Raw genomic sequence first — 26,602 nt, 5'->3', positions numbered from 1 at the left:
AGTCCGATGGCGCGGCGCAACCCACTCATTCCTTCACTGCTGCTCGCCTCCGTCGCGGTGCTGCAGGGCGCGGACGACCCGACGGCTCGCGCCGCCCTACCACTCTATCAGGTCATTCCGGCCGCGCCGGCCTCAGCACTCACTCCGACCGATGGCGGGCCGGATCCCGCAAAGTTTCGCACATGGACGGCCTCGCACGGTGACCCCGGTGCGCGCCGCTACTCCGCGCTTAGACAGATCAATCGGGAAAACGTGCACCGGCTGCAGCCGGCGTGGATCTACCGGTCAGGCGACGGCGCCCGTAACGTCCAAGCCAATCCGATCGTGGTAGACGGCGTGCTCTACGGCCCGACCGCCGGCCGCGCGATCGTCGCGTTGGATGCCGCGACCGGCAGCGAGCGCTGGCGCTACCAAGTCGAGGCTCCCGCGCAGCTCGGACTTGAAGACGCTCCCGCGCGCCGCGGACTCGTCTACTGGCCCGGGCGCGACGGCATTCCACCGCGCCTGGTGTTCGCGAGCGGCCGCTGGCTTTACGCCCTCGATCCCGCCACCGGCGAGCCGCTTGCCTCGTTCGGCGAGGGCGGGCGCGTCCCGCTTCCGACCGGCGGCACCGCGGTCGGGACCATCTTCGCCGACACCTACATCGTGCCCGGCCTATGGGGCGACGTTTTCAGCTTCGACCTCGTCACCGGCCGTCAACTGTGGCGGTTTCACACCATCCCCCGGGATGGCGAATTCGGCGCCGATACCTGGCGTGGTCCCGTGCGCGACGGCGCTCATCCATGGGGAGGCATGGCGCTCGATGAACACCGCGGGATCGCCTACATTGCGGTCGGCGCCGCCCGGCCGGACTTCATCGGCGTGGACCGGCTCGGGGATAACCTATTCTCCAACTGTCTGGTGGCGCTGGATGCGCGCACCGGGAGCAGGCTCTGGCATTTCCAGCATGTGCGGCACGACATCTGGGATCTCGACAATCCGGCTCCGCCCAATCTTGTCACCGTCGAGCGCGAAGGCCGGCGCGTCGACGCCGTAGCCTGCCTGACCAAGGAAGGCGGCACCCTGCTACTCGATCGGGTCACGGGCGAGCCCCTGTTCCCCTTCCGTCTGCGTCGTGCGCCGGCTTCCACACTGCCTGGCGAGCAGACCGCCCCCTATCAGCCCTTCCCGGAACTGCCCGAGCCCCTTTCCAGCCCGGAGGTGAGGCTCGAAGATATCACCGACCGGTCACCTGAGGCGCATGCCTTCGTGCTGCGGCAGGTGGAACGCTCGACCTATGGATGGTTCGAGCCACCGCGACTGGGCGTGCCCATGCTCTACCGCAGCTCGCGGGGCGGACCTGAATGGACCGGCGCCGCCGTCGACGTCCCGACAGGCCGGCTGTATGTTAGCACGAATCACCTGCTCGGCCAGGCAACGGTGCACCTTTCGGACGAACAGGATCGCGACCCCGCTTTGCCGCCCTCGAGTGGCGAGACTGTCTTTCAGCAGCTCTGCGCAGCGTGCCATGGCGACAAACGCCAGGGCCTCGGCATGGTGCCGTCGCTCGTCGGGCTGCGCCATCGCCGCAATGATGCGAGCGTTACTGAATTGCTCCGCCTCGGCGGCAACGGCATGCCCGCGTTTCCGCTGCTGGAGCCGGCCGAACGCGCCGCGCTGCTGGATTTCCTGATGCGCCGCAATCAGCCGCCCCCAGCCCCCACCGCGCGGCGGACCACGCGGTATTTTGCGGTCGGCTACAAGTTTGTCACCGATCACGAGGGGTACCCCGGCTCCAAGCCACCCTGGGGTCAGCTACAGTGTCTCGACCTCAACACCGGCCGCATCCTCTGGCGCAAGCCTCTCGGCGTTTATCCCGAACTGCTCGCGCAAGGCCTGCCCCCGACCGGCACGCAGAACTTCGGCGGTCCTACCGTGACGGCCGGCGGGCTCGTTTTCGTGGCCGGAACACGCGACGAAATGATCCGAGCGTTCGATGCCGACACCGGCGAAGAGCTCTGGTCGGCGCAACTGCCCTTCGGGGGCTACGCCCCGCCCACCGTATACGAGGCGGGCGGACGGCAGTTCGTTGTGATCGCCGCGACCGGCGGCGGCAAAATGAACACCAAAGAGGGCGACTCCTACGCAGCCTTTGCCTTGCCCGTGGATGCTATAGGCAACCAATAAAACACTCGTCGATTATTCTCGATTTTCAGCCTGCTTGAAGTTGGTTGCCGATAGCCCACGCCAGTGTCACCGCTGATTAGGAAACGGCAGTGTCGCGAACCGGAGAAAATACTACCCCGGTCGGCGGCAAACTTGAACTGAAGCAACAGTGGTTTAGGAAGCTGGCCGGGCCGCGCGCAGCCACAGGCCGAGTAGGTTGAAGAGCACGATCACGGCCCGAATCGCCTCCTCAGTAGCGTAAAACTCCCGGCGGAAAAAGTAGTCGGCCCGAGTTCCGCTTTGAGTTCGTCGATGCGTTGTTCGAGGGTGGCACGCTGGTTGTAGTCTCGCCAGATCACATCCGGGGCGGCGGCTGAACTGGTCACGAAGACCCGGTAGGTGTAACCGGGCAGGATAGGTTTACTCAGCGAGTCTGCGGGGCATCGGCATGACGCGGATGATCCGTCCTATCACGGCTACGAACCTGTGCTTTCTGAGGTTCAAGGTTTCCGTTTCACCCTTCGGGTCAGAGGTGCAGCGCGCCCTGTGCCCCCATTGCGTGTTGGTGACATAGGCGCATCGCGGTTTCGTTTCGGAATCCAGAAGACACCAGGATGCCTTCGGAACGTCGGCCGGTCGCACCAAATGGACAACTGCGATGTCCAAAGGCCCTAGATTCAATTCAGAGCGATGCTGCTCGAGTTCGTGACTAGCAAACCTGACTGCCCAAACCTGAGCGTCGGGTCGTCCGATTAACGGCATCGGATCGCTCTTCGTCCGCTTGCCTTGATAGTGACGCAGGCTGAACAGTGCCCGGTCGAGCCAAACCCCGACGCCGACCTGCTGCTTAAATACGAGGGGCATCGTCCAAGCGCATGTGACTTCGTGGGCCCATGCCAGTCCGCGATCAACGTTCCGGTCCAAAACGACTTGGCAGCTTACCAGCTGCTTTCCGCGGGAGGTTTCATTGTAAACCGGCTGCGCAAGGCCGAGCCCAACGGCCTTCTTAATCAATCTTCGTGCATGGGTATGACTTACTTGCGCGGCGCGCGCCAAAGCCCGGAGACTTGGCCACTGCATCCCATGTGATGCTTGATAGAGACGCATCTGCGTCAGTACTCGGGTGAGAGGGGCGGGTTTTGGCAGTGGAACCAGCATCCCGGTATGGAACCTAATGGAACCTATTTTATCAATGTTTACTTTAGGTCAGTATATCTCACCGCACAACGCCGAATACCCCGCTCGCATCTTTTCCTCTGTGATCCGTCGCTAAAAAGAAGAAAGTCTTCGCCGGCTTTCGGCGATGTGTGGTGATAAGACTGCAACCTATGCGCTTTGTAGTCATATCGGACACGCACGGTCTCCACGCTCACGTCAACGTTCCTCCCGGCGATGTGCTTGTTCATGCCGGAGACTTTACAGGGCACAGCACCCTTTCCGAAGTCCAAGACTTCCTATCGTGGTTTGGGTCACGGAGCGGCTTCGCAGCTAAAATACTGGTCCCCGGAAATCATGATCGGCTATTTGAGACTCATTGGGATCTAGTCAGTGCGCTTATTCCGAAGGAAATCACCTGTTTGAATGATCAAGGCTGCCAAGTGGGTGACCTTCACATCTGGGGATCGCCGGTATCTCCTCGATTCTTCAATTGGGCCTTCAATCGCGACAGAGGAACCGCGATCGCGAGACATTGGGAAATGATTCCCGATGCGACAGATGTGTTGATCACGCACTGTCCCGCGCACGGCATCCTCGATCGAACCTTTGACGGAGTCGCAGTAGGCTGTGTCGACCTGCGTAGGCGGATCGAGTCCTTGCGCCTAAAGGCCCATTTCTGTGGTCACATCCATGCCGGATATGGGCGCACGACTTTGCAGAACACAATTATGGTCAATGCGGCCATTTGTGATGACAGCTATCGCCCGGTGAGGGCACCTATGGTTGTCGATCTATGAGCTCGGATAATCAAATACTCTCGCGATCTCGGCCCCTGGAGGTCACATGGCCCTTGAAATTTGTAGTGGTCTACAAAGTTGCGGACGTCGCAGCCCCCCTTTCTCCTGCAGTCGCGGCACGCGATTATTACTACGGTCGCCCGGGCAATGCGGGCTCGATGCCAGTGGAATACACGCTCATGGGCTGGCTGGTGCTACCGCCGGCCATCGGGGAGCAGGTGCGTCTATTGCGGGTTTGCCGAAATGGGGTGATGACGCCTGGCGTTTTCACCTCGACCGAGGTGATCAAGATTCCTGGCGAGGGAGAATTCCACACGCGGAATTCGATCTATCGCTACGAAGAAATCGCAGTCGAACCAACGTAATACGGCTAATGGCTCCTTCCGGTCGTCATAAAACGCAATGAGCGGATCACGGACAAGGCGAAGGCCCTGGGCACAATTGCGGCGGCGAAAGACGTCCCGCGTCGTCGGATCAGCTCCTAAACGGACTGCTCGTGCGATGATCACGCGCGCCCTGTCGTTAATACACGACTTCCGAGCGATGGAAGATGCCATGGCCGCTGGGGTTTGTTGCCCCGTGGAGCGCATGATAGTCGAGCTATCGCTAGCTCCCCCCAACTTGCGTAGCCTAGCGAGTTCGGCCGGGATATCTTTCGCGTGGGCCTCAAAAAGCTACGCAATCATGAAACGACACGATCTGCTCCCCGTAAGCAAGTCGTGGTCGGCATGGCTACAGCGATACATTGCCGCAAAGCATGCTGCGCTGCTGGAACTCAGCTAATGCTCATATTTTCAGCATCGAGCTCTTTGTGGTTTGGTCAAGCCTACTACGGCGTTCTTGGTGACTGCGTGAGTCAGGCGATCGCGCACGGCGACCACACCGCTGATGGACGCGATGTTGACGCACTGCTTTGCTACTCTCGAGTATGGCGGGCACGTCAGCGGCGCCCCCTTCGCCGCCGTTCCAATTACTATTGGGCAATATCCAGCTGCACTTTCAGAGCCGTGTCCTTCCCCGAGGCCAGGCGCATTGCCTGGTCCACCTCGGACAGGGGAAAGACGCCGCTAAGGAGCCCGCGCAGGTCGATCCGCCGCGACATCACGAGGCGGATCGCCTCGTCGAAGACGTTCCCGTAGCACATGGAGCCGATGAGGTTGATCTCGCGCACCATGAGTTGATTGGCCGGAAGAGGGATGTCCTCGGTGCCCAGCGTGCCGATCTGGACAATCGTCCCGCCGGGGCGGCCCAGGTCGAACGCGTGGCGCAGCGCGAAGCGCGCACAATGCCCAGACGTTGCTCACTGGGTCGTCGATTCCGAAAGCATTGGCCGGATAGCTGGCGACCGGCGCAGTCGCGTCAAAGCCATCGGCCGCGGTATTGTGATGAGGAAACTCCCCTTGGAAAAGATTGGCCATCCAGCGCCTGGCCGGAGCTCGGAGCCCCAAGGGAAGGGATCGCCCTCGCGTCCGCTACGCGCGGCGAATTCCCATTCCGCTTCCGTGGGAAGCCGCTTGCCGGCCCACTTCGCGTAAGCCATCGCATCCTCATAGGCAATGTGCACGACCGGGTGGCGCTCACGACCCCGGAGCGTGCTGCCGGGCCCCTCCGGATGGCGCCAACACGCCCCCGGCACATAGCGCCACCATTGACCGGCATCATCGAGCGGCACCGGCCCGGACGGAGGGGTGAAAACCAGCGAGCCCGGCACCAGCAACCGCGGGTCCACCCCGGGAAAATCCTCCGGCCGGAGCGGGCGCTCGGCTAGCGTAAGATAACCGCTCGCGGCGACAAATCGCGCGAACTCCTCGTTGGTCACCTCCGTTGAGTCCATCCAGAACCCCTTCACCTGCACACGGCGCATAGGGCCGCCGTCTGCCGCCGCGTCCGTCGTCCCGCAGAGTTCCAGCGCCCCCCGTCCATGCCCATATTGAATTCGCCTCCGGGCTCCCACCGCATCGCTCCGTCGCCCGCGGCCGTCAGCCATGCCGCCGCCAGTCCAATCACCGTCGCGAAGCGGCCCGCGGCCCGCGGAATTATCGGCGACCTCGGGAATGGCATGCTGTCCAGCAGCGCGGCCCACCCTGGCGCTGCGCAAGCCGAGTTATGCTCCCCGCCGCGTCAGAAAATTTGCTTTTATCAATCAGGGTCTGGACGGAGATGCCGCCCTCCGCCCCGCGCAGGCCCCGCTCGCAAGCGGGGATCCGGCCAGGGCCGGTCGCCCTCTCGCGGGCGGGCCGGCGGCCCGGACAGGGCAAATATGGGGTTGAAGCCCGCCGGGCCTGGCCCTGTTTCAGACGTCTCCCCACCCCTCCTGCCATGCCGACTCTTCATTGGATCGATTACGCGATCATCGCCAGTTACCTGATCGCCTCGCTGGCCATCGGTCTCGCGATGACCCGGCGTGCCGGGCGCAGCACCGAAAACTACTTCCTCGGCGGACGCTCGATGCCGTGGTGGGTCGGGGGCATCTCGCTCGCGGCCACCAGCTTCGCCTCGGACACGCCCCTCGTCGTCACCGAGATGGTGCGCGACCGCGGCCTGCAGCGCCTCTGGTGGATGTTCGCGGGCGTCTTCGCGCTCGTCGTCGCCGTTTATCTCTTCGCCAGGCTCTGGCGGCGGCTGGAGATCGTGACCGACGCCGAGTTCTGTGAATTGCGCTACGACGGCCGCGCCGCGGCCGTGTTGCGCGTGGTGCGCGCTTTCATGAGCGGGGTGGTGGCCAACCTGATCACGATCGCTTGGGTCACGCTCGGCATGGCCAGCATCATCACCGTGACGATGCCGGTGGACAAGTGGACCGCCGTCGGCCTCGCGATGGGCATCACGCTGGTTTATACCATGTGCGGCGGCTTCTTCAGCGCGGTGCTCACCGACGTCCTGCAGTTCGGTGTAGCGGTGGTGGCCATGCTGGTCCTCGCGATCCTCGGTGTCGCCCAGGTCGGCGGGATGCAAGCGGTGCTCGACGCCGTGCGCAACGCGCCGGGTTACGGCGAGCGCACGATCTCCCTGCTGCCGCAGTTCGACCACGCGAACCTCGACCTCGCCTGCTTCGTCATCCTGATCGCGCTGTGGTGGACCGATTCCGGCGGCTACGTGACGCAGCGCATGAGCGCCTGCCGCAATGAGCGCGACGCCGCCAAGGCCATGCTGTTCTTCGCCCTCTGGCAAGCCATCCGCCCCTGGCTGTGGGCCGTGGTGGCGCTGGTCTCGATCGCGTTGTTTCCCGTCCTCACCGCACCCCACACGAGCACCCACGCCTACCCGCTGGTGATGAACCAGGTTCTCGGCATCGGTTTCCGGGGCCTGCTGATCACGGCGTTTGCCGCGGCCTTCATGTCAACGATCACCACGCAGCTCAACTGGGGCGCCTCCTACCTCGTGCGCGACGGCTACTGCCGGTTCCTGCGGCCGCGCGCGCCCGAGAGTGAGATCGTGCTGGTGTCCCGCATCGCCACCGTGGGGCTCGCCGTCACGGGCATCGCGCTGACCCCGCTGCTGACCACCATCACCCAAGCGTGGGAATTCCTCGCGCTGCTCACTGCCGGCAGCGGCGTGATCGGCGTCATCCGCTGGTTCTGGTGGCGCATCAATGCGTGGACCGAACTCTCCGCGCTCGCCACCGGCCTAGTCTGCGCCGTTGGCAACGTCCTGCTCGCCTGGCTCGCGCCCACCGTCGCGATCTTCGGCCTGGCGTGGGGCGAGTGGCGCTTCGAGCTGAAGCTCGCGCTCTTCACCGCCGTCGTGCTCGGTGTGAGTGCCCTCGTGACGGCGCTCACGCGCCCGGTCGCGCGCGAGCGCCTCGCTGCGTTCCACACCCTCGCCCGCCCGGGCGGCTGGTGGGGCCCGGTCGCCGGCGAGGCCGCGCCGGCGAACCGGCCCGACATCCTCACGTGGCGGACGGTCCTCGACATCACCGGCGGCGTGGCCCTCTGCCTGGGCACGACCGTCGGCATCGGCTACAGCGTTCTGCTCAAGCCGGTTCCGGCGGCGCTCGCCTTCTCGGCCGCCTTCGTCGGGGCGCTGAGCGTCCGCGCTTGGTTCCGCCGCCAGCCGGGCTGAGCCGCCATGATGCTGCCGTATCGGAATCCCGACCTGCCGCTCGGGGAACGAGTCGACGACCTCGTCGCGCGGCTCGATCCCGCGGAGAAGATCGGCCAGTTGCTGCATGACAGCCCGGCGATCCCCCGCCTGGGCGTGCCCGCCTACAATTGGTGGAACGAGGGCTGCCACGGGGTCGGGCGCAGCGGGCGCGCCACGGTGTTTCCGCAGAACATCGGGCTCGGCGCGACCTTCGACCGAGACCTCGTGCAGGCAGTCGGTGAGGCCATCGCGACGGAGGCGCGCGCCAAGCACCATGCCGCTGTCCGGGCGCGGGGCGACGGCAACTCCGGCTGGTACCAAGGCCTCACGTTCTGGACACCGAACATCAATCTCTACCGCGATCCGCGCTGGGGCCGCGGGCAGGAAACGTTCGGTGAGGATCCCTGCCTGACCGGCGAGCTCGGGGCCGCGCTGGTGCGCGGTCTCCAGGGCGACGATCCGCAGCATCTCAAGGTGGCCGCCTGCGCCAAGCATTTCGCCGTGCACAGCGGGCCGGAAGCACAGCGCCACGGCTTCGACGCGCGTGTCAGCATCCGCGACTTGCGAGAGAGCTACCTGCCGCATTTCGAACGTGTCGTGCGCGCCGGCGTCGAGGCCGTGATGGGCGCCTACAACCGCACCAACGGCGAACCGTGCTGCGCAAGCCCGGCGCTCCAGCGCATCCTGCGCGAGGAATGGGGCTTCGCCGGCCATTTTGTGTCCGACTGCGGCGCGGTCGACGACTTTCACCGCGGCCACGCCGTCACGCCCGGCTCCATCGAGTCCGCCGCGCTCGCGCTCCGGCACGGCACGGATCTCAACTGCGGCTGCACCTACAACGACCTGACCCTCGCCCTGCGCGCCGGTCTGGTCACCGAGCCGGATATCGACCGGGCGTTGCGCCGGGTGCTGCGCACGCGCTTCCGGCTCGGCCTGTTCGATCCGCTGGAACGGCAGCGGTTTGCGGACATCCCGGCGGAGGTCGTGGCGGGCGAGTCGCACCGCGCGCTCGCCTTCGAGGCCGCCGTACGCTCGCTCGTACTACTGAAGAACAACGGTGTCCTGCCGCTCGCGCCGTCGTTGGGCAGCGCCATGGTCGTCGGCCCCGGCGCGGCGAGCGTCGACGCCCTGCTCGGCAATTACTTCGGGCTCGGCCCGCGCCTCGTCACCCTCGTCGAGGGACTTGCCGAGCGCGCGCCGGCGGACCTGCGCCTCGGTTACAGCCTCGGCTGCTTCGCCGACGACGATCGGGTCCCACCCGGCCCGGGCGCCGTGTGGGAGTGCAGCCAGGCCGACGTTACCATCGCGGTCCTCGGTACGCTGCCGGCGCACGAGGGCGAGGAAGGCGACGCCTTCGGCTCCCCCCTGGCCGGCGACCGGGCTCGCATCGAGCTGCCGGCCAGCCAGCGCGCGTTCCTCGAGAAGCTTCGCACCAACGGCAAACCCACGATTCTCATCCTGATGGGCGGGGGCCCTATCGCCTGCCCGGAGGAGGCCGAATGGTGCGACGCTATCCTGCAGGCCTGGTACCCTGGCGCGGAGGGCGGCCGGGCGGTGGCGGCGGTATTGTTCGGCGACGCCGAGCCGGGCGGCCGGCTCCCGATCACGGTGCCGCGCGCGACGACGGACCTGCCGCCGTTTGAGGATTATGCAATGGCCGGACGCACGTACCGCTTCGCGACACAGGCGCCGCTGTTCCCCTTCGGCTACGGCATCGGCTACACGACCTGGGCGCTGGCCGGTGCGCACCTCGAGCGCGATGTGCGCGGTGAACCGCAAGCGCTGCACGTGGCCGCCCGCAACACCGGAGCGCGCCCGGGCCGCACGGTGGTGCAACTCTACTGCCGCCCGCCGGCTGGAGCGGGAGGACCCCTTGCCAGCCTCGTCGATTTCGCGACCGTCGAGTGCGCCCCGGGAGAGGCGCGGACCCTCGCCTTCTCGCTGCCGCCCGCGACTTGGACGCTGCATGACGACGACGGCCGGCTCCGTCGCGTGCCAGGAACGTGGGAACTGCTTGCGACCTTCGCGGCCCCTGTCACCCGCGCACTCGAGCTGGGCGTGCCCAAACCAGAGCAAATCCCATGTTCCATCTCCTAGCCTTTCTCCCGCCTCCGCCCGGGGCCGCGCTGGCCGTGCTGCTGGCTCTCGCCGGAGCCATGCGCCTTGCGGCGCAATCCTGGCCGGCCGTTCCCCCGGTGGATTACTCAACGCTTTCGCTCGCGCAGTTCGCCGATCACGAGCTCGAGGTGCCGTATCATCTGCGGCATTTTGCCCAGGTCGTCAATGCCGTCGTCGAATCGGGTCCGAACCGCGGGTTCCTGAACCTGCAGGTCTACCGCGAGCCGGTGGACAACCAGCCGCACAACGCGCGCATCATGGAGAACCAGCTCGCGCTGGCGTATTTTTACGCCGCCGACCGTCCCTGGAACCCCTACTGTGGTCATGCGGCCGTGCGCGTACGGCTCGAGGCGATGCTCGACCGTTGGGCGCGCATTCAGAACCAGCCGGGGTCCGCCGATGGCGACTTCGACGGCCTTTTCTCCGAATACAGCCCCACGAATTGGAGCCTGGCCCCGACATCTTTCGGCGTGATGCACGCTGCCGAGGCGCTTCATTTGCTGCGCACCTCCGGGCTGCCGTTCGATCCCATCGTCGCCGAATCCGCACGCGTCGCCTTGCGCCGCGGGCTCATGGCTATCTTCAAGTGCCCCGAGATGCGGCTGCATGCACGCGAATGAAGCAACCAGTTCAGCGGCTCCTTCCACGCCGCGCTGGTCTACCTCGAGCACTGGCCCGACGCCGAGTTTGAGACCGCATTTGATCGCGCACTGGAGGACTCCGCCGCCCAAGACCAGTCGCCTGCCGGCTTTTTCTACGAACAGGGCGGACCTGATTTCGGCTACAGCGCCGTGCACGAAAACAACCTGCGCATCGCGCTGCCGCGGCTGCGCCAGCGCATATCCCGCCTCGGCCTTGTCGCCGAGGAAGACCTCACGTGGAACGAATGGCTCGCTGCGACGATGGTGCTGCAACCCGAGACGACCCCGCGCGTGTTCCTCACGGCCGCCGGACTGAACACGCGCACTTCGCACGCCTTTCAGGCGTCGCGCTCACGCCCACTGGCCGAGTGGGTCGAGCCCTCGCGCAGCTTCGCGCTCACCGACACCGAGCACACGGCTGCGCTTGCCGCCCGCCGCACCGCCGTGCAAACGGAATTCGGCCGCTGGGGCGCGCTCTCGGTACCGAACGGTTACAGTTACATCCCCAGTTTCGTGTTCGACGCCGTTAAACCCTTGAATGTCTGGCACCCGACCGAAGCCCAACGCACGACGGCCGACGCCACGCTGCCGAGTCTCATCGCGGGCACGCGCACACGCCAGTTCCACGACGCGCTGCCGCTCACCGTCACGGCGCTGCAACGCCCCGGCTACTACGCCGTGGCCGCCACCGGACGCATCCGCGTGCCACGCCAGGCATACGGACTCGGGCTGCTCTCGCATCCGCGCTTCGGCGTGGCGGTGCAATCGGTCGCAGATCCGCTTGCCTCCGCGGCTTGGATTGGGGGGACCCGGCGCGCGGGCGTGACGTCCGGCGCCACTTACGAAACCTCAAACCTCACCGCGACCACCACCGTCGCCGGCCTCGTCCAGACGCCGGCCGTGGGCGCGCGCACGCTTCCGGAGGGCGACTGCACCATAACCTACCCACTGGAAAGCGCTGGCACGCGTCTCGGACAAAAGACGCTGACCTTCGGCGCCGACCGCATTGACGTCTCTGTTGAGCACAGTGGCGGTTTCCAGGAACTGCTGCCCCTAGCGCATGCAAGTGATGCTTCTGTCATTACGACCGCCAACCGCCTCGAGTTGCGCCGCCCCAACGGCAGCGGCTTCTTCCTCGAGGTTACCTCTTCAGGCGCGACGTTCACCGCTGGGGGCACGAGCGTGCTCACGACCGGACTCGTGCGACGCCTCGTCACCATCAACGCGACCGGTCAGCTCACCTATCGCCTGACGTTCAACGCCAGTTCCACCGGCGGCGGCACCCCTCCGCCGGTTCCCTCGCCGACACCGACACCAGCGCCCCCGGGGCCAGCGGTGGTGGTGGCGGAGCCCCGTCCTGGCCTTTCGTGATCGCCGTTGCCGCCTTGCTCGGGCTTCGCATTCGGGCGGCACAAAAATGAGGTGCGGCACAGGCCGCACCACCGCGTTCAGGTTATGCGGTGGACTTCGAGCGCAGCGCATCCCCCCACGGCCCGACCGGCGCCACTCCGGGCGCTCTTCACAGTTCAGGCAACGCAGCCCAGCGTCCGGGGCTCAGGGTTTCGGCTCGCGCGCGACGCTCAAGATAGCGTGGAAGGCCGGCTTCGGCTGGAGGCTGCGATCGAACAGGAGCGGGTGATTCGTGCGGCCCTTCACCGGCCAGTTGTTCAGCCAAGACTTGCCGTCGTGGAGGTGCCAGACGGTGACGCGATCCACGGCCGCGTGCTGCCGCCGGAAGATCCGGAACAACTCGGCGTACTGCTCGGCCTGGCGCTGGAGCATCTCCGGCGGCGCGACCGCCCAGCCGAGGTTGCTGTCGGTCGGGTTTTCGTGCTGGGTTGTGTCCGCGCCCCAGACCTTGCGCTCAACCAGGTCGACGTCGAGTTCGGTGATCATCACTTTCGCGCCGAGCGCATGGAAGGCGGCGATGGACTTCTCGATGTCGGCGAAGGCCATGCGATCGAGCTGGAGGTGCAACTGGATGCCGATGCCGTCCACGCGGACTCCCTGCGCCTGCAGTTCGCGGATGAGCCGGATGGTTTTCTCCCGCTTGAGAGAGTGCTCGCCGCCGTAGTCGTTGAAATACAACTCCGCGCCAGGATCGGCCTCGTGGGCGTACCCGAATGCCTTGGCGATGTAATCGTCGCCGATCATCTGCTGCCACTTGTTCGGGCGCAGGTATTCCTCCGGTTTGTCGGAAATGCCCTCGTTGACCACGTCCCAGCCCTTGACACGGCCGCGAAAGTGTCCGACGACCGCGTGAATGTGGTCTCGCAGGCGCCGGAGGAGCAGTTCGCGGGAGGCGGGCTGGTCGCCGTCGCGGAAAAACCAGTCCGGCGTCGCGTCGTGCCAGACCAGGGTGTGGCCTATCACCGCGAGCCCATTGGCCTGCGCAAAACCCACCAGAGTGTCGGCCTGCTCGAAGGTGAAGCGGCCCTCCTGCGGCTGGAGGTGTACCGGTTTGAAGTGGGTGCCCGGCGTAATCACGCCGAAATGCCGCACGATCAGCTCCCGTTCGGCCGCAGTCAGGCTGGACAGGCCGGCGACGGCCACGCCGACGACAAAGTCATCCGCAAAGGCCTGCTTCAAAGTCGAGGGCTCCAGCCGGCCGAAGCCGGTCGTCACGGCGAGCCAGCCGGCGAACAGCGGTATGAGCGGACGCATGGCTGTCAGGGTTGCGGTTCGCGCGCAAGCGACATAACGGCCTGGAAGGCCGGCTTGGGCTGGAGCGCTCGGTCGAAGAGCAGTGGATGGTTGATCCGGCCCTTCACCGGCCAGTTGTTTAGCCACGACTTCCCGTCGTGGAGGTTCCAGAAGGTCACCCGGTCGACGATGTCGCGGTGCTTGCGCAGGAGGGCGAACAGGCGCGCGTACTGGTCAGCCTGGCGCTGGAGCAGGTCCGGCGGGGCCACGGCCCAGCCGAGGTTCGATTCGGTGGGCTCCTCTCGCTGCGCAGTGTCAGCGCCCCAGACTTTGCGCTCGATCAGGTCGAGGTCGAGTTCGGTGATCATCACCTTGACCCCGAGTTCACGGAAGGCGGTGAGGGAGCGGTCGATCTCGTCGAAGGGAATGCGATCGAGCTGGAGATGCAGCTGCATGCCGATACCGTCCACCCGCAGGCCGCGCGCCTGGAGGTCGCGGATCAGGCGTATGGTGCGCTCGCGCTTGTGGGGGTATTCGTTGCCGTAGTCGTTGAAGTAGAGTTCCGCGCCGGGATCGGCCTCGTGTGCATACTCGAACGCCTTAGCGATGTAGTCGTCGCCGACGACCTGCTGCCACTTGTTGCGCCGCAGGTACTCGCGCTCGTCGCGCTCGTCCGCAATGCCCTCGTTGACGACGTCCCAGCCCTTGATCCGGCCCTTGAAGTGCCCGACAACGGCGTGGATGTGGGCACGCAGCCGCTGCAACGCCAGTTCGCGGGACGCGGGCTTGTCCCCGTCGAGAAAGAACCAGTCGGGGGTCACCTGATGCCAGGCCAGCGTATGGCCGATCATCGGCAGGCCGTGCTGCTCCGCGAACGAGACCAGCGCCTCGCCATCGCCAAAGGTGAACACACCCTCCTGTGGCTGCACGCGACCGGGTTTGAGCTGGTTTTCCGACGTGACGACATTGAATTCGCGCACGAGGAGCGCGCGCTCGGCCGCGTCGAAGCTTTCCATGCGACCGAGGGCGACGCCGACGAGGAAATCGTCCTCAAAGGCTTGCTTGAGGGTGGCCGGCGGTGCGGACCAGACGGGCGTGGCCAGCGCGCACGCGAGCGCGGTGAGGGCGGACAATCGGGCGGCGGTAATCATGGGGGATGGAGTTGAAGGAAGGGCGAAGCGGCAATCAGGGCAGCACGGCCGCGAGCCAAGCCTGGGCCATCAGCCGGTGGCCCAGCGGAGACGGGTGCACGCCATCGGCGGCAAGCTCGGCCGCGGTGTATTGCTGCTGCGCGGCGTCAAACATCGCCTGGTAGGGCACGAAGGCCGCGCCGAACTCCTGCGCAATCTGCCGCACCGCGGCGCCCCGCGCGCGCAACTCGGGCATCCAGCCGGCCTGGAAGTCGCCGCCGGGCAGCGCGAAGGGCTCGCCCAGCACCAGGCGGCAGTGCGGCCGCGCCGCCCGCGTGTCCGTCAACAGCATCCGGTAGAGCTCCGCGTAGCGCTCGACGCCCACGCCGTTGCCGAAGAGGTGCTCGTGCCAGGTGTCGTTGACGCCGACGAGGATGCTCACGAGGTCGGGTAGTAACGCGAGCGCGTCGCGCCGCCAGCGGCCCCGCAGGTCCACAATGCGGTCGCCGCTGATGCCCCGGTTGTAGAACTTCCAGCCCCCCGCCGCGGGATGGGCGAGCAGGTCGCCCGCCACGCGCCCGGCGTAGCCGGCGCCGAGCGCGGCGGGGTCGTTCGGACCCGGGCGCATGCGGTCGCGCAGGCAGTCGGTGATCGAATCGCCCTGAAAGAGGACGACGGCTGCGATCGGGAGCTGGGAGGAGGTCATGACGGAGGAAAGGATCCGGTTTGCCACAGGGCGCTGAACACCCGGCCCGTTTCACTGAGCGAACCGTCGGGGCGCAGCAGCCAGAACCCTTGCAGGCGCGCAGGGTCGGTCACCGAGGGCTTGGGCTGGGGCTGGTGGCGGTTGTCGGACTCGTTGCAATAGAGCGCCCACTGCACGACCCAGTGCACCTGCGCGGCGCGGGCCGCCGCCAGCAGTTCCCGCCAGCGGGCCGGGATGCGCTCCGGGCGCGCCATCTCGGGGATGCCGATCTCGCCGAGGCACACCGCCCCGGCGCCGAGCGGGCCCGCCGTGCGGGCGAAGCGGCGGATGGTGTCGATGGCACGGGTGAGCGTCGCGCCGTCATCCATGGCATCGTAACAACTGTACGAAACGAGGTCCAACTCGACGTGCGGGAGCACGTGCTCGGTGAGCGTGGGGATGCCGCGCCACTGGTCGGCCACGCGATTCACCTCGGCGGCGTGGAGCACGCGGAGGCGCGCCCCCGGATGCGCCGCGCGCATCGCGGTGACGGCGGCCTGCCGGGCCGCGAGCCGGCGGGCGTAACGCGCACACCGCTCGCGCCAGTCGGCCGGCGGATCATCCCACAGGACGCCGAGGCCGCGAAGCTGCCAGTCGCCCTCCCAGTTCTGCAGCACGAGCGTGAGCGGCAGGTCGCCGTGCTCGGCATACAGGAACGCCAGCAGTTCCTCCCATTCCGCGCGGATCCGCGCCTCCCGCGCGGGGCCGGGATCGGAGTTCCAGCCGCCTTCGGCCGGACTGTGCGTTTCGAGAAACATTGTTCGAAACGGCAGCGCAAAGACCTCACGCCAGTAGGGGGATGCGGCGAGGTCGCGGAGCGTCCGCATTTCCGGCCAGGCACTGTTCCACGGGTAGTCGCGGGCCGCGCGGTGCGGCTCGAACCAGAACTTCCCGACGCGCGTGCCGAGCGCGAGCATCCGCTCGGCGCCCTCGAGCAGGTTGGGCCGGTCGGTGAGGTGGTACTGCCCCTCGACGAGCGTGGTGCCGAGCCAGTCGCGATAGAACTCCGTCTCCGTCGCGAACGCGGCGGCGAGGGCTGGGACCAAGGGCAGGACGACGGCGGCGGCGCTCATGGTGAAAAACTCGCGTCGGGTGAGCAGGGGCGGGCGGGCCCGGCCGGCGACGGAACCGTGATGCGACGGGCGGAGCGCCCGCGCCGCGAGCAAGCGGTCACTGCTACCGATAAGCTGGGATTCAGTGGGCATCCCGGAATTGCAGCGCATGGAGGTGCGCGTAAAGCCCGCCGTGCGCCAGCAGGTCGGCGTGCGTGCCCGATTCCACAATGCGGCCGGCATCGAGCACGAGGATGCGGTCGGCGTTCTGCACCGTCGAAAGCCGGTGTGCGATGCTGAACACGGTGCGCCCGGCGCTGATGCGGGTCATGGCGTCCTGGATCGCCCGCTCCGAAACCGTGTCGAGCGCACTGGTCGCCTCGTCGAAGATCAAGATGCGCGGATCGACGAGCAGCGCGCGGGCGATGGCGATGCGCTGGCGCTGGCCGCCGGAGAGCTGCGCGCCGCGTTCGCCCACGAGGGTGCTGTAGCCGTCGGGCAGTTGGAGGATGAAGTCATGGGCGCTCGCCGCCTGCGCCGCCGCCACGATCGTGTCGCGCGGGGCAGCGGGCCGGCCGTAACGGAGGTTGTCCTCGATCGTGCCGGAAAAGAGCACGTTTTCCTGCGGCACGATGGCGATCAGGCGGCGGAGCGACGCGAGGGACAGTTCCCGCAGGTCCACACCGTCGATGAGAATCCGGCCGTGCGTCGGGTCGTAGAAACGCGCCAGCAGCGCCACCAGCGTTGACTTGCCGGAGCCGCTGGGTCCGACCAGCGCGATCGATTCGCCGGGCCGCGCGACCAGGCTCACGTCGGTCAGCGCCGCGCGCACCTCGCGGGACCCGCCGCCACGATAGTCGAAGCCGACGCGCTCGAAACGCACCTCGCCGCGCACCGGATCGAGCCCGCGCGCGCCGGGCGCGTCCTTCACCTCCGGCTGGAGATCCAGCAGGGCAAAGACATTTTCCAGGCCGGTGAAGGCCCGGTGGAAGATCGCCGCCAGATCGACGAACCGCACGAGCGGCGGAAACACGAGCGCCAGGTAGGCGTTGAAGGCGACGAGGGTGCCCGGTGCCATCGCTTCGTCCATCACGAGCCAGCCGCCGTAGCCGAGCACCACGGCCCCGCCGACCGCCGCGAGCGTGTCGGCCACGACCGAGAGCTTCGTGTTGCGCATCACGACGGCCGAGTAGTTGAAATAGTCGGCGTTGATCCCGCTCGCGAACTCCGCGACCTCGCCCGCCTCGCGGCCGAACGCCTTGATCACGCGCGGATTCGCGATCCGTTCATTCAGGAAGCCCACTACCTTGTCCCAGTGCTGCCGGTGCGTGCGGCTTTCCGCCTGCATGCGCTCGCGGTGGTGCAGGTAGTTGAGCACGAACAGCGGCAGCACCACGCAGGCGGCGAGCGCGAGGCGCCATTCCACCCAGAAGAGAAACACCAGCACGGCCAGCACGGTGACGGTGTCGGCCACCAGGTTGATGAGCAGGCCGTTCGTCAGGTTGTAGAGTTCGCCGGTGTCCTGGCAGATCTTCGCCACCGTCTCCCCCGTGCGCGCGCGATCGAAGTAGCGCAGCGAAACCGTCTGCAGGTGAGCGAAGACGCGGATGCGCAGGTCGCATACGAGGCGCATGGCCACGGTTTGCAGCAGGCGGTTGCGCACGAGCGTCAGGAGGGCGCGCGCCACGAGCAGCAGCACTGCGGCCACCAGCAGGACGAGCAGCAGCCGGCTGTCGCGGCGCGGCAGCGCCTCGTCGAGGAGCAGCTTGAACAGCCACGGTGCCGGCAGGGTGAAGGCCGTGCCGAGCACGATCAACCCGGCGCCGAGCGCGAGCCGGCCGGCAAACGGGCGGCATAGCGCCAGCGCGCGTGCCATGACCGGGTCGGACTGCGCCGCAGCACTCATGACGGTCAACGGGGGGGGCTCAACCCGAGGCACTGATGCCCTGCAGGTCCGCGCGGGCGGACTCGTAGCTGGTGGCGTAGGCCATGACCGCCGGATCGGGCGTGCGGCCGTGCCGGCGGCACCAGGCGGCATACAGCGCCGGCCACCAGTTCTCGTGCTGCGTCAGGCCGCGCTCGCGGTAGCTGCGCCAGTCGATCAACACGCGCGACCAACAGGCGTCGCCGTACTCGACCGCCTGTTTCGCGTCGCCGATCGCCTTCACATACCAGTCGCGGCCGATGCGCGCATGCAGGACCTCGTCCGCCCAGTCGTAGTCCTGGATCAGGGTCGCGAACGCATCTCCGGCCGCCTGGCCCACCTCCCACTCGAAGCGCTTGCCGGTCCGCGGCATCAGGCCCTGCTCGATGAAATACAGCACGGCATGCCGCTCCAGCGGCGGGAGCTGCGTGTTCAGGGCGAGCGACCACGTGAAGTTGATGCGCACCAGCTGCCGCCAGTCGATGCCCGCCTGCAGAAAGCCGATCTCGCCCATCATCGCATGGCGCGCCTCGTCCCAGAGCTGGCGCGTCATGTCCACGGTGTAGTCCCACGGCTTGCCCGTGGTTTCGCCGATGATGGACGCCATCATTTCCGGCACGTCGATTTCCCGCAGGCGCTTGTAGTAGAGCATGAGCGGCTTCGCGTGCACCGGCAGGGCCTCGTCGTAGAGGAACACCTCGGCGTGTACGCCCATGTTGTAGGGGTCGGGAAAGCGCTCGTCGCGCCGCGGCACGAAGCGATCGGGCGCGACCGGGCCGCCGGCGAACTGGCGGTGCAGCTCGCCCGGCGCCTCCGGCTGGCTGCCGTCCAACCCGCCGGCCTGGGCCAGCAACGCCTGCAGCAGGTCGACCCAGGGCTGGAGCGCGGCGCGGCCCGCCGCATCCAGCATGGCGGGCACCGCCCGGGCCCCGTAGGCGAGCATCTCGTCCACCTCGATCAGCGCGAAGCGGCAGAGGCGGAACGAGGGATGGTCGACGAGGCGGTTGGTTTCCTCGATATGGCGCGCGAGGGCCGCGCGCAGGGCGGGCAGCGCCTGCTCGTAGAGGCCGAGGAGCAGCGCCCCGGTGTCCGGGGCGGCGAGGATCTCGTCGAAGAACGCCTCCAGCGCGGGATGCGGCACCACATCGAGCCCCAGCGGCGGCTCGCGCATCTCGCCCACACGGTGGCGCCAGGCGGCGGCGTGCTCCGCGCAGTAGTGGGCGTGCAGGCTGAAGCCCATCTTGAGTTCATAGACCGGCTCCGCGGTGAGCCGGCCGATGAAGATGCCGTGGAGGCGCCGCCAGGCCCAGTGATGCCGCTTCAGGCGGGCCACGCACTCATCGATGGAGAAGCCGGGACGGGCCGCCTCGGCAAAGGAGGCGATGCCGGCCACCGGCGGCAAGTTGCGATAGGATTGGTAGGCGGGGTCGATCATGGGAAGGAGCCTCACTCCGGGGCGACGTAGCCCGTGCGCCCGCCGAGGGCGGTCCAGCGCACGTGCAGCCAGAGCCCGAGGCCGGTGCCGACGGCCGCCAGGCCGCTCCCGGCGAGGAACGTGTAGCGGTACTGGTTGCCCAGGCCGTCGAGCCAGGCGCCGAGGACGGGACCGAGCGACATGTTGAAGAGCGCGGCCAGCAAGCCCGCCGCGGCGGCGAACTGCGCGAACTTGGCGCGCGGGAACAGCATCTGCGGCAGCGCAGCCGCCCCGGTGAAATACGTGCCCGACAGCACCCCGTGCGCGAGGAAGGCCCACCCGAAGGTGGTGGCGTCCCGCATGATCCAGAATCCGGCGGCCATCGCGACGGCGTACAGGGCGGCCGCCCCGATGGCGACGCGCAGCGGATGCAGCTTGTCCGCCAGCCAGCCGAGCGGGAAGGCCAGCACGAACGAGCACAGGAAGGTGACCACCAGGTAGCGCCCGTAGGTCTCCATCGACATCGCGTAACTTTTCGCCGCGTAGATGCTGAACAGGTTGACCGGCACGAACGCGAGGTTGGCGAAGCCGAGGAACAGGAACACCAGCAGGTAGTACGGCCGCAGGAAGCAGTCGCGCCAGTAGTCGCGCAGGGCGCCGAACACCGGGTTGCGCCGCGGCTCGTCGGGCGGCGGCGGCGGATAGTCGCCCTCCTTCACCCGCAGGCACATCAGCGTCATGCCCGCGCCGTAGACGAGGCCGATGCTCGCCAGGATGATCGTGTAGTGCTCCTCCGCGTGGCCGATGATCTTGTAGTTGAACAGCACGCCGACCCCGAGGCTGACCGCGCGGAACAGCCCGTAGAAGCGCCCGAGCAGCTCGCGGGGCACGACGTCGTTGATCAGGCCGTTGAAGACCGAGTTGGAGACCACCACGCCGATCTCGAAAACCGTCCAACATAGGCCCATCATCAACAGGATGGTCAGGTTGACGTTCGCCGGGTCGCCACCGACGAACGCGTGCAGCCAGCGGCCGATCGGCGGGCTGTACGCCAACCCGATCATGGACAGGGTCACGAAGGGAGTCGGCACGAGCAGGAACGGGATGCGCCGCCCCCAGCGGCTGCGGCTGCGGTCGCTCCAATAGCTCACCGCCGGGCCGACGACGAGGATGATGGCCCACGGGATCGTGAGCAGGAAGACGCCGGTGATGAAGTCCGTCGCCTGATACTTCTTCAGCATCAGCTGCGTGACCGGCGCGGCGGAGCGCTCGCGCATCATGTAGCTGAAGTCGCCCAGCAGCAGCCAGGTGAACAGCAACACGATGCCCGCAAGAGAATACGTAAGGGTGCCGACCCTCCAGGTCTTCGGCGCGGCGGCGGGGTTGGGGTTGGGGTTGGGGTTCATCGGGGCGAAAGCGTCAGGCCTGCAGCGCGGCGGCGGCTTCGGTCAGAGCGAACTGTAGCGGCTCGCCGCGCAGGTGGCGCTCGAGCTCGTCGAGGGCGCTGCGCATCAGCAGCTCGAGGTCGCGGTGGCGGGCACCGGCGAGGTGGGGTGTCAGCACGACGTTCGGCAGGGCGCGGAGCGGCGAATCTGCCGGCGCCGGCTCGGGCTCGGTGACATCGAGCACGGCCGTGAGATCCGGGCGGGCGCGCAGCACCGCGACCAGCTCCGCCTCGCGCACGATTGCGCCCCGGGCGGTGTTGACGAACGTCGTGTGCGGTCCCATCCGGCGCAGCAGCTCGCCCGTGACCAAGCCCGTCGTCGCGGGCAGCTGTGGAGCGTGCACCGAGACCACGTGGCTGGCGGCGAACAACTCGGGCAGCGCCGCCAGCTCCACACCCACCCGGCACGCTTCGGCGGCGTCGATGGTCGGATCATAGACCAGGAGACGGAGCTCGTGGCGCTGCAAGCCGCGCACGACCTCGCGCCCGACCCGGCTGAGGCCGATGATGCCGACGGTGGCGCGGTGCACGCCAGAGGACGCGGTGTCGCCCAGCTGGGCCCACTCGGCGCGGGGTTCCCGCAGGTGGAACCACACCTGCTTGAGCGAGAGAATGATCATCGCCTCCGCGCATGTGGCAGTGGCGCGGGCGTTGGCCGCGACGGCCGTGGTAAGCTGGATGCCCCGCTGCCAGAACTCCGGCGTGACAAAGCCGCGCACAGAGCCGGCCGCGTAGCAGACGATCCGCAGCGCCGGCATCGTCGCGAGGAGCTCGGGTGTGAAGCGCGGCACGCCCCAGTTGCCGATCACCACCTCCACGTCGCCAAGCCGCGTCGCGTGCGGCCGCCAGTCCTCACCCTCCCGGAGCGTCACCACCACCTCGACCAGCGACTCCAGGCGGGCGCGGGTCCCCGGCGTGAGCAGCCACGGCTCCGTCTCGGGCCGGAACGTGAGCAGGGCGCGCGGGCGGCGGAGGACGGCGCTCATGGTTTCGGTGCGGCCGGGGCCGGGAACCGCGCCTGCGCGGCGCGCAGGCGCGCCTCCAGGTCCGCGCGCAGGATCGCGGCGGCGGGTGCGCTGGCCAGATTCGTCAGCTCGTGGGGATCGGCGCGCAGGTCGAATACCTGCGTCCAATCCGGGTGCCCGGGGTAGACGACCAGCTTCGCGCCCTCGGTGCGGATGGCCTGGAGGTCGAAGGTGACGTCCGGATACTCCGGATCCTGATAATTCTCGTAGAAGAAGTCCGTGCGCCAGTCGGCCGGGCGCGCGCCCTGGAGCAGCGGATCAAGGCTGCGCCCGTGCTGCGACCAGGTGACCGGCACGCCGGCGAGCTCGAGGATCGTCGCCGGCAGGTCGATGTTGAGCGCGGGCGCATCCACGATCGTGCCGGCGGCCACGGCGCGGGGATAACGCACGAGCAGCGGGATGCGGATGCTCTCCTCGTAGGCAGTGCGTTTGTCACCGAGGCCGTGCTCCCCGAGATAGTAGCCGTTGTCGCCCGCATAGATGATCAGCGTGTCCTCGGCCAGACCCTGCTGCTGGAGCGCGTCGAGGAGGCGGCCGATGTTGTCGTCCACGCCCTGCAGGCAGCGGAAGTAGTTCAGGCGGTCCTCGACGACCGGGTTCCACGGCCGGCTGCGATCGCCCCACGGGAACGGCGGGTAGGCCCGAAAACTGACCGGCTCCGCGATGCGGGCGTCGGCGTAGCGCGTGGCATGGCGGGGCGCCGGTGTGCGGTTGTCGTGCGGCGACTTGTAGCCGATGAACAGTGCGAACGGTTCGGCGCGGTGCCGTGCGATGTAGTCGAGGGCGCGCGTGGTCGTGACGTCGTCGACCCAGCCCTCGGTCTCGACCCAGCGGCCGTTGTCGAGAAAACGGCAGTTCGGGTAGATACCTTGGTCGATGAACGTGAAGACATCGTCGAAACCCGGGCGGTCCTCCTGCCGGCCCATGTGCCACTTCCCGAAATAGCCGGTGCGGTAGCCGGCGGCGCGGAGCGCGTGCGCCCAGGTGTCGGTCGACATGAACGGTGTCTTGTTGTCGCGGATCCCGTGGGCATACGTCTGCCGGCCCGTGAGCATTGAAGCCCGGCTCGGGGAGCAGAGCGAGTGGGTCACGAACGCGTTCCGGAATCGCGCGCCCTCGCCGGCGAGCCGGTCGAGGTGCGGGGTCTGGAAGAACGGGAACCGCGCCGCGGCGCCCTGCTCACGCTGCACGACGCCGAGCGCGTCGTGGCGCTGGTCGTCGGTAACGATCACGATGACGTTGGGCCGGCGCGCGACGGACGCAGCCGCCAAGATCGAGGTAGTCGCGGCGAGCGTTGCGAACAGGAGGACGGGGAGGTTCATGGCGCGGAAGGCGGCGGAGACTTGAAGACCTCGGCGACGGCGAGCGCAGCGGGCTTCAGGACATGGTCGAATTCAACGATCGAGGTGTTCGCAAGGCAGGGGAAAGCGTCGTGTCCCATCCAGATCAGGAAGCCCCCGCAGCGCGGGAACCGCGCCTTCTTCGCGCGGATGGCGAACGCGAGCCTCTCCGCCTGCTCCCGTCGCGTGTAGTCGGTGAATTCCTGCAAGGCAGCTGGCGGCCTGGCGTGGGCGAATTTGCCTTTCAGGCGGTCCCATTGCGTCCACCAGCCGGAGGCGTGACGCCAGTAGGCCGAGTCTGGCGGCCACGTGGCTTCGCCACCGGTGTATTTCCAGATCAATTCGGCCCGGCTGGCACCGCCAACGCCGGTCTCGCCGCGGAAAAGCGAGTCGTCGTCGGTCCAGTAGCGTTCCCAGTCCCCCTCCCCCGGGAATGCGTCCAGCCCCCAAGGGCCATGCACCTCGTGGTGCAGCCCCTGGCCGAACTCCTCCCGTGCGGAGTGAAAGCGCGGACCGTAGGGCGACGTGGGCAGGAAGCGGTGCGCGGGATCCTCTTGCCGGACGAGCTCGTCGAGCGCCGCGAGCAGGCGGTGCTGCAGGGTGAGTGGATTGCGACGCTGGCCGCCCTGCCAGGGCACCTCGATCTGCAGTTCGTTGCCGCCGCACCACTGCAGGAGGCTGGCGTGATGCTGCCGCTCGCGCAGGTAGTGCCGGGCCACCGCGGTGACCTGCGCCACGAAGGCGTCGTCCTCGGGCGGGTTGCTGTCCAGGCCCGACGACGACAGCGGAAACTCCTGCCACACGAGCAGGCCCGCGCGGTCGCACGCGGCGTAGAATTCGGGCGACTCGAGGTAGCCGCCGCCCCAGACCCGCAGCAGGTTGCAGCCGAGCTCGCGATAGATTCCCACCAGCCGCTCCACCTCCGCCACGGTCACGTCTTGGTAACACATCCGCACCGGCGTCCAGTTCACACCCTGCAGGAAGATGGGCCGACCGTTGACCAGGCAGAGCCACGGCAGGGCGGCCGCGGGGGCGCCGGCACAGGGCCGCCACTCGACGTGCTTGAAACCAACGTCGAGGTCCCACGCCTCCCCCACCACCCCACCCCGCCGCGCCTCGATCCGCAACGCATAGAGGGGCTGTGCGCCCTCGCCATTCGGCCACCAGAGTTTGGGCCGGGGTAAGTTGAGGACCAGGGTCCCGTCCGCCGGGCCCGTCGCCGTCGCGACCACCGTGGCGCCATCGCGCAGCGTCGCGACCAGTTCCCCGTCGCCTTCGCCGCGGATGACGACCTCGCCTTGCGCGAGGTCCGCGGTGGTCCGCGTCGAGACCCGCGGCCGCTCCACCCGGCCGTCCGGATGGCTTTCCAAGCGCAGGACACCGGCGGCCCCGATCGCGACGACGCGCACGCACCAGTCCCAGCCGTAGCTGTAGCGCGGCTTCATCTCGCGGGCGCGCGAGGTGTAGCCGAGCTGCCCCTGCCCTTCCGGCGGCAGGTCGAAGACCAGCGACAGTTCGTGTCCGCCCGGCGCCAGCCGGTCGCCCAGCGGCAGCCGCACCGGCAGTTGCGCGCCGCGAAACTCGCCGACGACCGCGCCGTCGAGCAACACCCAGCCCGCGTAGTCGAGGCACTCGGCGACCAGTTCGACGGGGGCGGCCGCGGTCGCGAACGTGAAACGTGTGGTGAACATCCACTGGCGGTGCTCGACCCACTCGATCGCCAGCGAGTTATGTCCGACATGCCAGTCGGGTATCACCCCGTCGCGGCGGAGATTCTCCTGCACACTGCCCGGCAGGCGCGCAGGATACGGCCCGTGGTCGGGCAGGAGAAACCCGCCGGTCTCGGCGGACTTCCGCAGTTTCCATGCGAACGGACGCCAGCCGGTCAGCGACCATTCATGGGCGGTGAGATCAAGAAGTGTGGTCATCGGTTAAAAGCGTTGCAGCAGGGTCAGCAGCGCGCGGTCGAGGGGCACGCCGTGCCAGTCTTCGTAGGCGACATCGGTCCGGGTCGAATCCAACACGCCGAACGAGCCACGAAAGTTCCACAGCGCCCAGCCGCATCCGAACTCACGCAGGACGTCGAGCTGGTCCTCTAGCCAGCGCAGGAAGACTGCGTGCGGCGTGCGGTGCCAGGCGCCGAGCTCCCCACAAAGCACCGGCACGCCTTGCGCCGAGAGCTCTCGCCAGGGGGCAAAACGCGCTCGCAGCGACTCGCGTGTCGCCTCGGCGCCGTCGGCGAGGCGCATCGGCCACGCCGGCGTGAGGCTGGGCTCGCTGGCCCACCAAGCCATGTGATGCGTAACCTCCGCCGGCCAGTAGCCGCGGCAGCACTGGATCGAGTCCGGCACGTCAGCCAGTTCGGAACAGGGGGTGGTGCCCGCGGCGCGCCCATCGAGCAGGATCGCCCGCGCCGGGGAGATGGCGCGGATCGCCCTTATGGCCGCCCGCATGACGGGCTCGTGCTCGGCCGGCGTGCAGTGAGCCGGCTCGTTCAGCAGGTTGAACTCGAGCCGTTCGGGCGCGATCCCCCGGTAGCGCCGGGCGAGCGTCTGCCAGTGTTGCTCGAAGCATCCGCGCGCCTCGGCGTCGCGCCAGAGATCGAAACGGTCCGGCCGGGGCGGTGGGTTGATGCAGAAGCCGGGGGCGTGATGCAGGGCGAGCGCCAGACGCAGGCCGCATCGTTCCGCCCATGTCACCGCCTCGTCGACGGGGGCCAGCGCCGCCTCGTTGATGCGGTCCGGATCGTCGGCCCCGGCCCACCACCGATAGCTGAGTGGGAGGCGGACGAAGTTGAATCCCCACTCCGCGATCCACGCGAAGTCCGTTTCCCGGAAGCGCCCGCGCGGCCCGCGGATCATGTCGGCCCAACGCAGGTCATCCGGCCCGAGGAACATCTCCGGCAGGTTGAAGCCACGGCGGCGAATGGGGGCGGTCGACATC

At 67.7% G+C, this 26,602-nt stretch carries 20 protein-coding genes; 7 read left to right on the top strand and 13 right to left on the bottom strand.

Annotated elements, in window-relative coordinates; translation table 11 throughout:
- The first annotated feature begins 6 nt into the window (after positions 1 to 6).
- The 3 genes from ESB00_RS08410 (at position 7) to ESB00_RS08400 (ending at position 4,465) form a co-directional block, all read left to right on the top strand.
- The gene (locus ESB00_RS08410) at positions 7 to 2,166 is read left to right on the top strand and encodes an outer membrane protein assembly factor BamB family protein (RefSeq protein ID WP_129047255.1); all 2,160 of its coding nucleotides are present in this window, start codon (positions 7 to 9) and stop codon (positions 2,164 to 2,166) included.
- A 1,307-nt stretch (positions 2,167 to 3,473) separates the two neighbouring features.
- Entirely contained in the window at positions 3,474 to 4,100 is a 627-nt protein-coding gene (locus ESB00_RS20185; protein WP_129047254.1) for a metallophosphatase domain-containing protein, read from the top strand.
- A gap of 53 nt (positions 4,101 to 4,153) precedes the next feature.
- Positions 4,154 to 4,465 (top strand): hypothetical protein, encoded by a 312-nt coding sequence (locus tag ESB00_RS08400; RefSeq protein WP_129047253.1) that lies wholly within the window; start codon positions 4,154 to 4,156, stop codon positions 4,463 to 4,465.
- A 608-nt stretch (positions 4,466 to 5,073) separates the two neighbouring features.
- Here ESB00_RS08400 and ESB00_RS19855 read toward each other — a convergent pair.
- Together ESB00_RS19855 and ESB00_RS20180 are read right to left on the bottom strand one after the other, a co-directional pair.
- Positions 5,074 to 5,313, bottom strand: a complete 240-nt coding sequence (locus tag ESB00_RS19855) for an MDR/zinc-dependent alcohol dehydrogenase-like family protein (RefSeq protein WP_425465754.1) — start codon at positions 5,311 to 5,313, stop codon at positions 5,074 to 5,076.
- An 87-nt stretch (positions 5,314 to 5,400) separates the two neighbouring features.
- On the bottom strand, positions 5,401 to 5,964 hold the full coding sequence (locus ESB00_RS20180; protein WP_342791788.1) for an SUMF1/EgtB/PvdO family nonheme iron enzyme: 564 nt from the start codon (positions 5,962 to 5,964) through the stop codon (positions 5,401 to 5,403).
- Positions 5,965 to 6,419: 455 nt separating this feature from the next.
- Here ESB00_RS20180 and ESB00_RS08385 point away from each other — a divergent pair, with 455 nt between their 5' ends.
- The 4 genes from ESB00_RS08385 (at position 6,420) to ESB00_RS08370 (ending at position 12,313) form a co-directional block, all read left to right on the top strand.
- Positions 6,420 to 8,162, top strand: a complete 1,743-nt coding sequence (locus ESB00_RS08385; protein ID WP_164976100.1) for a sodium:solute symporter family protein — start codon at positions 6,420 to 6,422, stop codon at positions 8,160 to 8,162.
- A 135-nt stretch (positions 8,163 to 8,297) separates the two neighbouring features.
- Positions 8,298 to 10,280, top strand: a complete 1,983-nt coding sequence (locus tag ESB00_RS08380; protein ID WP_218938708.1) for a glycoside hydrolase family 3 C-terminal domain-containing protein — start codon at positions 8,298 to 8,300, stop codon at positions 10,278 to 10,280.
- A complete protein-coding gene (locus tag ESB00_RS08375) occupies positions 10,265 to 10,921 on the top strand; it encodes a hypothetical protein (RefSeq protein ID WP_129047251.1) in 657 nt (218 codons plus the stop codon). Before ESB00_RS08380 ends, ESB00_RS08375 begins: the two co-directional genes overlap by 16 nt.
- A gap of 171 nt (positions 10,922 to 11,092) precedes the next feature.
- Positions 11,093 to 12,313: a hypothetical protein gene (locus tag ESB00_RS08370; protein ID WP_129047250.1), complete on the top strand. Its 1,221-nt coding sequence runs from the start codon at positions 11,093 to 11,095 to the stop codon at positions 12,311 to 12,313.
- A 183-nt stretch (positions 12,314 to 12,496) separates the two neighbouring features.
- Here ESB00_RS08370 and ESB00_RS08365 read toward each other — a convergent pair whose 3' ends face one another.
- Genes ESB00_RS08365 through ESB00_RS08315 form a run of 11 tightly spaced genes read right to left on the bottom strand, consistent with a single transcriptional unit; the run spans position 12,497 to position 26,601 of the window.
- Positions 12,497 to 13,606: an endo-1,4-beta-xylanase gene (locus tag ESB00_RS08365; protein ID WP_129047249.1), complete on the bottom strand. Its 1,110-nt coding sequence runs from the start codon at positions 13,604 to 13,606 to the stop codon at positions 12,497 to 12,499.
- Between the two features lie 5 nt (positions 13,607 to 13,611).
- Complete coding sequence (locus ESB00_RS08360) at positions 13,612 to 14,736, bottom strand: endo-1,4-beta-xylanase (RefSeq protein WP_129047248.1); 1,125 nt, start codon at positions 14,734 to 14,736, stop codon at positions 13,612 to 13,614.
- Positions 14,737 to 14,770: 34 nt separating this feature from the next.
- Positions 14,771 to 15,421, bottom strand: a complete 651-nt coding sequence (locus tag ESB00_RS08355; protein WP_129047247.1) for an SGNH/GDSL hydrolase family protein — start codon at positions 15,419 to 15,421, stop codon at positions 14,771 to 14,773.
- On the bottom strand, positions 15,418 to 16,665 hold the full coding sequence (locus ESB00_RS08350; RefSeq protein WP_129047246.1) for a hypothetical protein: 1,248 nt from the start codon (positions 16,663 to 16,665) through the stop codon (positions 15,418 to 15,420). Before ESB00_RS08350 ends, ESB00_RS08355 begins: the two co-directional genes overlap by 4 nt.
- Positions 16,655 to 18,418, bottom strand: a complete 1,764-nt coding sequence (locus ESB00_RS08345; protein WP_246026436.1) for an ABC transporter ATP-binding protein — start codon at positions 18,416 to 18,418, stop codon at positions 16,655 to 16,657. The genes ESB00_RS08350 and ESB00_RS08345 overlap by 11 nt, the downstream gene beginning before the upstream one ends.
- 19 nt (positions 18,419 to 18,437) lie before the next feature.
- Positions 18,438 to 19,871 (bottom strand): hypothetical protein, encoded by a 1,434-nt coding sequence (locus ESB00_RS08340; protein WP_129047245.1) that lies wholly within the window; start codon positions 19,869 to 19,871, stop codon positions 18,438 to 18,440.
- A gap of 11 nt (positions 19,872 to 19,882) precedes the next feature.
- Positions 19,883 to 21,256, bottom strand: a complete 1,374-nt coding sequence (locus tag ESB00_RS08335; protein ID WP_129047244.1) for an MFS transporter — start codon at positions 21,254 to 21,256, stop codon at positions 19,883 to 19,885.
- A gap of 13 nt (positions 21,257 to 21,269) precedes the next feature.
- The gene (locus tag ESB00_RS08330; protein WP_129047243.1) at positions 21,270 to 22,280 is read right to left on the bottom strand and encodes a hydroxyacid dehydrogenase; all 1,011 of its coding nucleotides are present in this window, start codon (positions 22,278 to 22,280) and stop codon (positions 21,270 to 21,272) included.
- The gene (locus ESB00_RS08325) at positions 22,277 to 23,641 is read right to left on the bottom strand and encodes a sulfatase family protein (protein WP_129047242.1); all 1,365 of its coding nucleotides are present in this window, start codon (positions 23,639 to 23,641) and stop codon (positions 22,277 to 22,279) included. Before ESB00_RS08325 ends, ESB00_RS08330 begins: the two co-directional genes overlap by 4 nt.
- Positions 23,638 to 25,587, bottom strand: a complete 1,950-nt coding sequence (locus ESB00_RS08320) for a glycoside hydrolase family 2 protein (RefSeq protein WP_129047241.1) — start codon at positions 25,585 to 25,587, stop codon at positions 23,638 to 23,640. The genes ESB00_RS08325 and ESB00_RS08320 overlap by 4 nt, the downstream gene beginning before the upstream one ends.
- 3 nt (positions 25,588 to 25,590) lie before the next feature.
- Positions 25,591 to 26,601 carry a glycoside hydrolase family 5 protein gene (locus ESB00_RS08315; RefSeq protein ID WP_129047240.1) on the bottom strand — a complete coding sequence of 337 codons (1,011 nt, stop codon included), beginning with the start codon at positions 26,599 to 26,601 and terminating at the stop codon, positions 25,591 to 25,593.
- Between the last annotated feature and the right edge of the window lies 1 nt (position 26,602).

The organism is Oleiharenicola lentus (assembly GCF_004118375.1).
Classification (GTDB): domain Bacteria; phylum Verrucomicrobiota; class Verrucomicrobiia; order Opitutales; family Opitutaceae; genus Lacunisphaera; species Lacunisphaera lenta.
Note: the sequence above shows the minus strand (reverse complement) of the source record. Positions and strands in the feature narration are given on the sequence as shown.

What these genes read in the sequence shown, in the direction of transcription:
- ESB00_RS08385 (WP_164976100.1), top strand. Translation starts at nt 6,420, where the DNA reads ATGCCGACTCTTCATTGGATCGATTACGCGATCATCGCCAGTTACCTG.
- ESB00_RS08335 (WP_129047244.1), bottom strand. Translation starts at nt 21,256, where the DNA reads ATGAACCCCAACCCCAACCCCAACCCCGCCGCCGCGCCGAAGACCTGG.
- ESB00_RS08345 (WP_246026436.1), bottom strand. Translation starts at nt 18,418, where the DNA reads ATGAGTGCTGCGGCGCAGTCCGACCCGGTCATGGCACGCGCGCTGGCG.
- ESB00_RS20180 (WP_342791788.1), bottom strand. Translation starts at nt 5,964, where the DNA reads ATGCGCCGTGTGCAGGTGAAGGGGTTCTGGATGGACTCAACGGAGGTG.
- ESB00_RS08330 (WP_129047243.1), bottom strand. Translation starts at nt 22,280, where the DNA reads ATGAGCGCCGTCCTCCGCCGCCCGCGCGCCCTGCTCACGTTCCGGCCC.
- ESB00_RS08325 (WP_129047242.1), bottom strand. Translation starts at nt 23,641, where the DNA reads ATGAACCTCCCCGTCCTCCTGTTCGCAACGCTCGCCGCGACTACCTCG.
- ESB00_RS08410 (WP_129047255.1), top strand. Translation starts at nt 7, where the DNA reads ATGGCGCGGCGCAACCCACTCATTCCTTCACTGCTGCTCGCCTCCGTC.
- ESB00_RS20185 (WP_129047254.1), top strand. Translation starts at nt 3,474, where the DNA reads ATGCGCTTTGTAGTCATATCGGACACGCACGGTCTCCACGCTCACGTC.
- ESB00_RS08355 (WP_129047247.1), bottom strand. Translation starts at nt 15,421, where the DNA reads ATGACCTCCTCCCAGCTCCCGATCGCAGCCGTCGTCCTCTTTCAGGGC.
- ESB00_RS08320 (WP_129047241.1), bottom strand. Translation starts at nt 25,587, where the DNA reads ATGACCACACTTCTTGATCTCACCGCCCATGAATGGTCGCTGACCGGC.
- ESB00_RS08365 (WP_129047249.1), bottom strand. Translation starts at nt 13,606, where the DNA reads ATGCGTCCGCTCATACCGCTGTTCGCCGGCTGGCTCGCCGTGACGACC.
- ESB00_RS08360 (WP_129047248.1), bottom strand. Translation starts at nt 14,736, where the DNA reads ATGATTACCGCCGCCCGATTGTCCGCCCTCACCGCGCTCGCGTGCGCG.
- ESB00_RS08315 (WP_129047240.1), bottom strand. Translation starts at nt 26,601, where the DNA reads ATGTCGACCGCCCCCATTCGCCGCCGTGGCTTCAACCTGCCGGAGATG.
- ESB00_RS08350 (WP_129047246.1), bottom strand. Translation starts at nt 16,665, where the DNA reads ATGCCCACTGAATCCCAGCTTATCGGTAGCAGTGACCGCTTGCTCGCG.
- ESB00_RS08375 (WP_129047251.1), top strand. Translation starts at nt 10,265, where the DNA reads ATGTTCCATCTCCTAGCCTTTCTCCCGCCTCCGCCCGGGGCCGCGCTG.
- ESB00_RS08340 (WP_129047245.1), bottom strand. Translation starts at nt 19,871, where the DNA reads ATGATCGACCCCGCCTACCAATCCTATCGCAACTTGCCGCCGGTGGCC.